The sequence below is a fragment of the Campylobacter bilis genome (assembly GCF_016806695.1).
GTDB lineage: Bacteria > Campylobacterota > Campylobacteria > Campylobacterales > Campylobacteraceae > Campylobacter_D > Campylobacter_D bilis.
On record NZ_WUED01000021.1, the window covers coordinates 1 to 6328 of the forward strand.

5 protein-coding genes and 1 pseudogene are annotated in these 6328 nt (G+C 30.4%); 5 read left to right on the forward strand and 1 reads right to left on the reverse strand.

Going from position 1 to position 6328, the window contains the following annotated elements:
* Positions 1–159: 159 nt before the first annotated feature.
* Positions 160–291: pseudogene (locus tag GRQ01_RS07350) on the reverse strand (bifunctional 4-hydroxy-2-oxoglutarate aldolase/2-dehydro-3-deoxy-phosphogluconate aldolase); the annotation flags it as partial.
* A gap of 195 nt (positions 292–486) precedes the next feature.
* Between GRQ01_RS07350 and GRQ01_RS07355 the strand changes: the two are divergent.
* From GRQ01_RS07355 to oppF, 5 genes are read left to right on the forward strand one after another with little or no spacing between them, the layout of a single operon-like run.
* Positions 487–2097 (forward strand): ABC transporter substrate-binding protein, encoded by a 1611-nt coding sequence (locus GRQ01_RS07355; RefSeq protein WP_158335117.1) that lies wholly within the window; start codon positions 487–489, stop codon positions 2095–2097.
* 8 nt (positions 2098–2105) lie between these two features.
* Positions 2106–3026: an oligopeptide ABC transporter permease OppB gene (gene oppB, locus GRQ01_RS07360; protein ID WP_158335118.1), complete on the forward strand. Its 921-nt coding sequence runs from the start codon at positions 2106–2108 to the stop codon at positions 3024–3026.
* A 9-nt stretch (positions 3027–3035) separates the two neighbouring features.
* The gene (gene oppC / locus GRQ01_RS07365) at positions 3036–4022 is read left to right on the forward strand and encodes an oligopeptide ABC transporter permease OppC (RefSeq protein WP_158335119.1); all 987 of its coding nucleotides are present in this window, start codon (positions 3036–3038) and stop codon (positions 4020–4022) included.
* A gap of 1 nt (position 4023) precedes the next feature.
* Positions 4024–4998 (forward strand): oligopeptide/dipeptide ABC transporter ATP-binding protein, encoded by a 975-nt coding sequence (locus GRQ01_RS07370; RefSeq protein WP_158335120.1) that lies wholly within the window; start codon positions 4024–4026, stop codon positions 4996–4998.
* Positions 4995–5972 carry a murein tripeptide/oligopeptide ABC transporter ATP binding protein OppF gene (oppF, locus tag GRQ01_RS07375; protein WP_158335121.1) on the forward strand — a complete coding sequence of 326 codons (978 nt, stop codon included), beginning with the start codon at positions 4995–4997 and terminating at the stop codon, positions 5970–5972. The genes GRQ01_RS07370 and oppF overlap by 4 nt, the downstream gene beginning before the upstream one ends.
* The last annotated feature ends 356 nt before the right edge of the window (positions 5973–6328 follow it).

The window sequence follows — 6328 nt, forward strand, 5'->3', positions numbered from 1 at the left end:
AGGGTGAGGTCACAAGTTCAAGTCTTGTTAGGCCCACCATAACAGTACTAAAATCAAACTCCATTATTATTCTAAATAAAAGCAAATTTATAAAATGAACTTCTTAAGCATTATCAACTATAAGCTTGTTATAGTTGATAAAATACCTAGCAATTTAAATTAAGATTGAATTTGTTTTAGACTTGTTTGAGTGATTTGAGTGATTTTATCCCATTGTTTTTCTAAAATGAGTTCTTTAGGGCTTAGCCATGAACCTCCTACACAAAGGACATTGTTTAAATTTAAGTAGTTTTTTGTGTATTATTGTTTTGGTGATATGTTTTTAAGTTTGATGAGTGAAATAGTTTTATTTAATGAGATTTTATTTATCAAAAAATGTTTCTTTTTGAAACTTCTATTATTTTTTTCTGGTAAGAATGTAATTTTTTAGTCAAATTCAAGTACTTATGAAATATTATAATTTAAATTTCGAAAGAGGAAAATCCTATGATGAAAAAAGTAATTTATATTATTTTGTTGTTTACAAGTACTTTTTTTACAACTGTTCTTCAAGCAGAAGAAAAATTAGCCAAAGAACAAAGTTTTATTTATAATGCTGGTGCAGCACCGCAGTCTTTAGATCCTGCTAAGGTAGAAGGCGTTCCTGAAGGAGTGTTTGCTAGGAATTTATTTGAAACTTTGATTATTTCTGATAAAGATGATAAACTCATTCCTGGGGTGGCTTTAACTTGGAGTCATAGTGAAGATTATAAAACTTGGACTTTTAATTTAAGAAAAGATGCTAAATGGTCTAATGGGGATAAGCTTACAGCTAAAGATTTTGTTTTTGCTTGGCGAAGATTAGCTGATCCAAAAACCGCTTCTCCTTATGCGTCTTTTTTAAGCTATATGAAACTTTTGAATGCTTCAGCTATTTTAAATGGTAAAATGAGTCCTCAGAGTTTGGGTGTAGAGGCTAAAGATGATTATACTTTGGTTTTGCATTTGGAAGATTCTGTGCCTTTTGCAGATCTTTTAACTCAATTTTATGTACTTTCTCCTGTTCCGCAAAAATTAGTAGAGAAATTAGGAGATGCTTGGAGTGATCCTAAAAATATAGTGGGTAATGGTGCTTTTAAATTAGATTCTTTAGTGCTTAATGAAGAAGCCAAATTATCAAAAAATCCTTATTATTGGGATGCACAAAATGTTTTACTTGATAAGTTAATCTTGCTTCAAATTCAAAATTCTTCAGTAGCTTATACAAGATATAGATCAGGAAGCCTTGATATAGGTGAGTTTCCATTAGAGCTTTTAGATAGTGTTAAGAAAGAATATCCTCAAGAATTAACTATAGGGCCGGTATTGTGTACTTATTTTTATGAATTTAATGTTAAAAATCCACCTTTTGATGATGTAAAAGTACGCCAAGCTCTTTCTATGGCTTTAGATAGAAGTGTTATAACAGATAAAATTTTAAGACAAGGGCAAATTCCTGCTTTTACTTTTTCACCACCTGCTATTAATGCAGCCGCATTTATTACACCACCAGAATGGTCACAATGGGATGATAAAAAACGCCATGAAGAAGCTATTAAACTTCTTGATGAGGCCGGGTATAATAAAAATAATCCTTTAAGTTTTACTCTTTTGTACAATACTAATGAAGACCATAAAAAATTGGCTATAGCTGTTTCTTTCATATGGAAGCAAAATTTAGGGGGTATAGTTAATGTTAAATTGCAAAATCAAGAATGGAAAACTTTTCTTTCAACCAGGCATTTAACCCAACATCAAATGTCTAGAGCAGGTTGGTGTTCTGATTATGATGAAGCTAGTAGCTTTTTAAATACTTTTTTATCTGAATCATCTAACAACACTTCAGGTTTTAAAAGTCCTCAATATGATGAAATTATTAAACAAGCTTATAAAGCAAAAACTGAAGAAGAAAGGGCTAGACTTTATGCAAAAGCGGAAGAAATTCTATCTAAAGAAGTCCCTTTAGTACCTGTTTATTTTTATACAAAGAGTCAGCTTATAAAACCTTATGTAAGAGGCTTTAAAATCAAACCTTCGCAAAGTTATTATTTTAAAGATATTTATATTTTAGAACATTAAGGGCTTGAATGTTAAAATTCATATTTTTTCGTATTTTGCAGGCTATTCCTACTTTATTTATTCTCATCACAATTTCTTTTTTCTTGATGAGATTGGCTCCTGGAAGCCCTTTTATGGGTGAAAAAGCATACCCACCAGAAGTTGTGAGTAATATTAATGCTAAATACGGCTTAGATAAACCCCTGATAGTTCAATATGGTGTTTATCTAAAAGATTTAATCCATGGAGATTTTGGGCCAAGTTTTGTTTATAAAGATTTGTCAGTAAATGATCTTTTGTCTCAATCTTTTTTAGTTTCTATTATTTTAGGGGTAGTGGCTTTTATTTTGGCTGTTGTTGTGGGAGTGAGTATAGGAATTATAGCTGCTTTAAATCAAAATAATATTTTAGATTATTGTATTATGGCTTTTGCTATGATAGGGGTTGTTTTGCCAAGTTTTATTATAGCACCTTTGCTTGTTTTAATTTTTGCTATTAATTTGGATGTTTTGCCTTCTGGTGGTTGGAATAATGGGGAAATCCGATATTTAATTTTACCTGTTTTGGCTTTGTGTATAGCCTATATTGCTACGATTTCTAGAATTACTAGGGGTTCAATGATAGAGATTTTGCATTCTGATTTCATAAGGACTGCAAAAGCTAAAGGTTTGTCTTCTTTAAGAATTTTATTTCATCATGCTTTGAAACCCGCTTTAATTCCTGTAGTTTCTTATTTATCTCCAGCTTTTGTTGGTATTATTACAGGATCTGTTGTTATAGAAACTTTTTTTACTGTGCCAGGGGTGGGACAGCTTTTTGTTAATGGAGCTTTAAATAGAGATTATTCTTTGGTGCTTTCTTTAACGATTATAGTGGGGACTCTTACTATACTTTTTAATGCTATAGCTGATATTATCTATGCTTTTTTAGATCCTAAAATAACAAATTAAGGTGTGAAAATGAATCTGCTTAATACCTATCATACAAAAAAATTGGCTAAAAATTTAGAAAACACTCTTAATGTAAATTTAGAAGAACTTAGAAAAGATTGGGAAAAACAATCTCAATATCCTCAAAATTCAGATCAAAAGATTCTTAAAGGAAGAAGCTTGTGGCAAAATGCTATGAGGAGATTTTTTAGGAATAAAGCTGCAATAATCAGTTTAGTTTTAATTGTTGGAGTGCTTTTATTTTCTCTTTTTGGTTCTGTTTTGTCAAAATATACTTATGATGAAACAGATTTTGCTTTAATCGCTTCAGCACCTAGTTTTGAAAATGGACATTATTTTGGTACTGATAATTCAGGTAGAGATTTATTTGTAAGAGTAGCTATAGGCGGACAAATTTCTTTGCTTGTAGGTGTTGTGGGTGCTTTAATGGCTATAGTAATTGGAGTGATTTATGGAGCAAGTTCCGGATATATAGGAGGAAAAACAGATATTATTATGATGAGAATTTTAGAAATTTTTTCTGCTTTACCTTTTATGTTTCTTGTCATACTTTTGGTTACATTTTTTGGACAAAGTATATTTTTAATTTTTGTTGCTATAGGGGCTGTAAGTTGGCTTGATATGGCTAGGATAGTAAGAGGGCAGACTTTAAGTCTTAAAAACAAAGAATTTGTTCAAGCTGCTTTAGTATGTGGTGTTGGCACTAGAAGTATTATTTTAAAACATATAGTGCCAAATTTATTAGGTCTTGTCGTAGTATATGCATCTTTACTTGTTCCTGCAATGATATTATTTGAGTCGTTTTTGAGTTTTTTAGGTCTTGGGGTTGAAGAGCCCTTAAGTTCTTGGGGGTCTTTAATGAATGATGGGGTAAGTTCTATGGAACAAACCCCTTGGTTAGTCGGGTTTCCATCGGCATTTTTAGTTATAACTCTGTTTTGTTTTAATTTTATAGGCGATGGCTTAAGAGATGCTTTAGATCCAAAAGATAGATAAAATGTTGTTAGAAGTTAAAAATTTAAAAGTTGGTTTTAAAACAGCAGATGGAATTGTGAAAGCTGTTAATGATATAAGCTTTAATTTAAATGAAGGTGAAACCCTTGCTATAGTAGGTGAGTCAGGATCTGGAAAATCTCAAAGTGTGTTTGCTTTATTGGGTTTATTAGCAAAAAATAGCATGGTTGAAGGTAAGGTTTTATTTGAAGGTAAAGAAATTTTAAATTTAAAAGCTAAAGAAATGAATAATTTACGTTCGAAAAAAATCTCTATTATTTTTCAAGATTCTATGACTTCTTTAAATCCTTATATGAAATTAGCAGATCAACTTACAGAAGTTTTGATTGTGCATAAGGGAATGAGTTATCAAAAAGCTTTTATTGAGTCAGTGCATATGTTAGATGCTGTGAAAATTCCTGAAGCTAAAAAGAGAATGAAAATGTATCCGCATGAGCTTTCTGGAGGCATGAGACAAAGGGTTATGATTGCTATGGCACTTTTGTGTAAACCTAAATTATTAATAGCAGATGAGCCTACTACAGCTTTGGATGTGACAGTGCAGGTGCAAATTATGACTTTGCTTAAACAATTGCAAAAAGAATTAGGCATGGCTATGATTTTAATTACTCATGATTTGGGTGTTGTTGCGGGATTTTGTGATAATGTTTTGGTTATGTATGCAGGTAAAGTAATGGAATATGCTAATTTAGAAGATATTTTTTACCATCCTACACATCCTTATACTTTAGGATTGATGAAAACTATTCCGCGTTTAGATTTGAAAGAAAAAAAACTTAATTTAATTCCTGGCAATCCACCCGATTTGCTTAATCTTCCACAAGGTTGTCCTTTTGCCCCTAGATGTTCGTTTGCAAAAGAAATTTGTTTACAAACACCTATTTTGGAACAATTACATATAAATAAACAAAGATCTTGCTTTGCACCTATAGACTTAGTTTTGAGGAGTTATCAATGAGGGAATTGCTTTTAGAAGTTAAAGATTTAAGTATATTTTATACAATTAAAAGTGGTGAAGGTTTTTTTAAAAACAAAAAAATTAAAATGAAAGCTGTTAATAAAATTAATTTTAAACTTTATAAAGGTGAAATTTTAGGTATAGTGGGTGAGTCAGGTTGTGGTAAATCCACTTTAGCAAAAGCTCTTTTAGGACTTAATAAAGATTTAAATGGAAGTATAATTTGGCTTGGTAAGAATATAGAAAAACAAAACAAAAAAGAATGGAAAAGCACAAGAAAAGATATACAAATGATCTTTCAAGATTCTTTAGCATCTCTTAATCCTCGCATGACTATAGGAGATATTATTGCTGAACCATTAAAAATTCATTTTCCTAAAATGAGTGTTAAACAAATCAAAGAAAAAGTTCAGCAAATAATGCATAAAGTAGGTTTGCTTCCTAATTTAATCAATCGCTATCCTCATGAATTCTCAGGAGGTCAATGTCAAAGAATAGGTATTGCTAGAGCTTTAATCTTAGAACCTAAACTTATAGTCTGTGATGAACCTGTCTCGGCTTTGGATGTTTCTATACAAGCTCAGGTGGTAAATTTACTCAAAAATTTACAAGAACAAACCCAATTATCTTTGATTTTTATTGCACATGATTTATCTATAATCAAACATATTTCTGATAGAGTTATGGTTATGTATTTGGGTAATTTAGTTGAAATTGCAAATTATGAGCAAATTTATAATGAAGCAAAACATCCTTATACTAAAGCTTTACTTTTGGCTGTACCTATACCAGATCCTAAGATAGAAAAAAATAAAATAATTCAATTCTTAGAAGGAGATTTGCCTTCACCTATAAATCCGCCAAGCGGTTGTGTTTTTAGAACCCGTTGTCCTTTAGCAAGTGAAATATGTGCTGAGAATGTCCCTGTGCTTGAAGGTGAAAAAGATCACTTTTACGCTTGTTTTAAAATATAACGATTAAAAATTTTGAAATTCCTAAGTTTTTATGGATGTTTTTACACTCTTTTAAAATTTCATCTTCCCTTAAGCTTAATCTTGTATAATTTCAACTTTAACTTCTTAAAAATCAGTCAATATTTTTTTTAAGAATATGTTCTTTTTAATTAACATTGTTAAGAGTCACAAGCAAGTTTTAATAAAAACAATTTTACAAACTTGTTAAAGATAAAATATCTTCATTAAAGCATAGGCATAGTTTTAATATTAAGCTTTAATCCTAGCTTTTAGATATGATAAAACTTTAAATATGAAATATGATAAACTTTAACAAGGAAGTGATGCGTTTTAGAATCAAAAAAGGTAAGCTATTA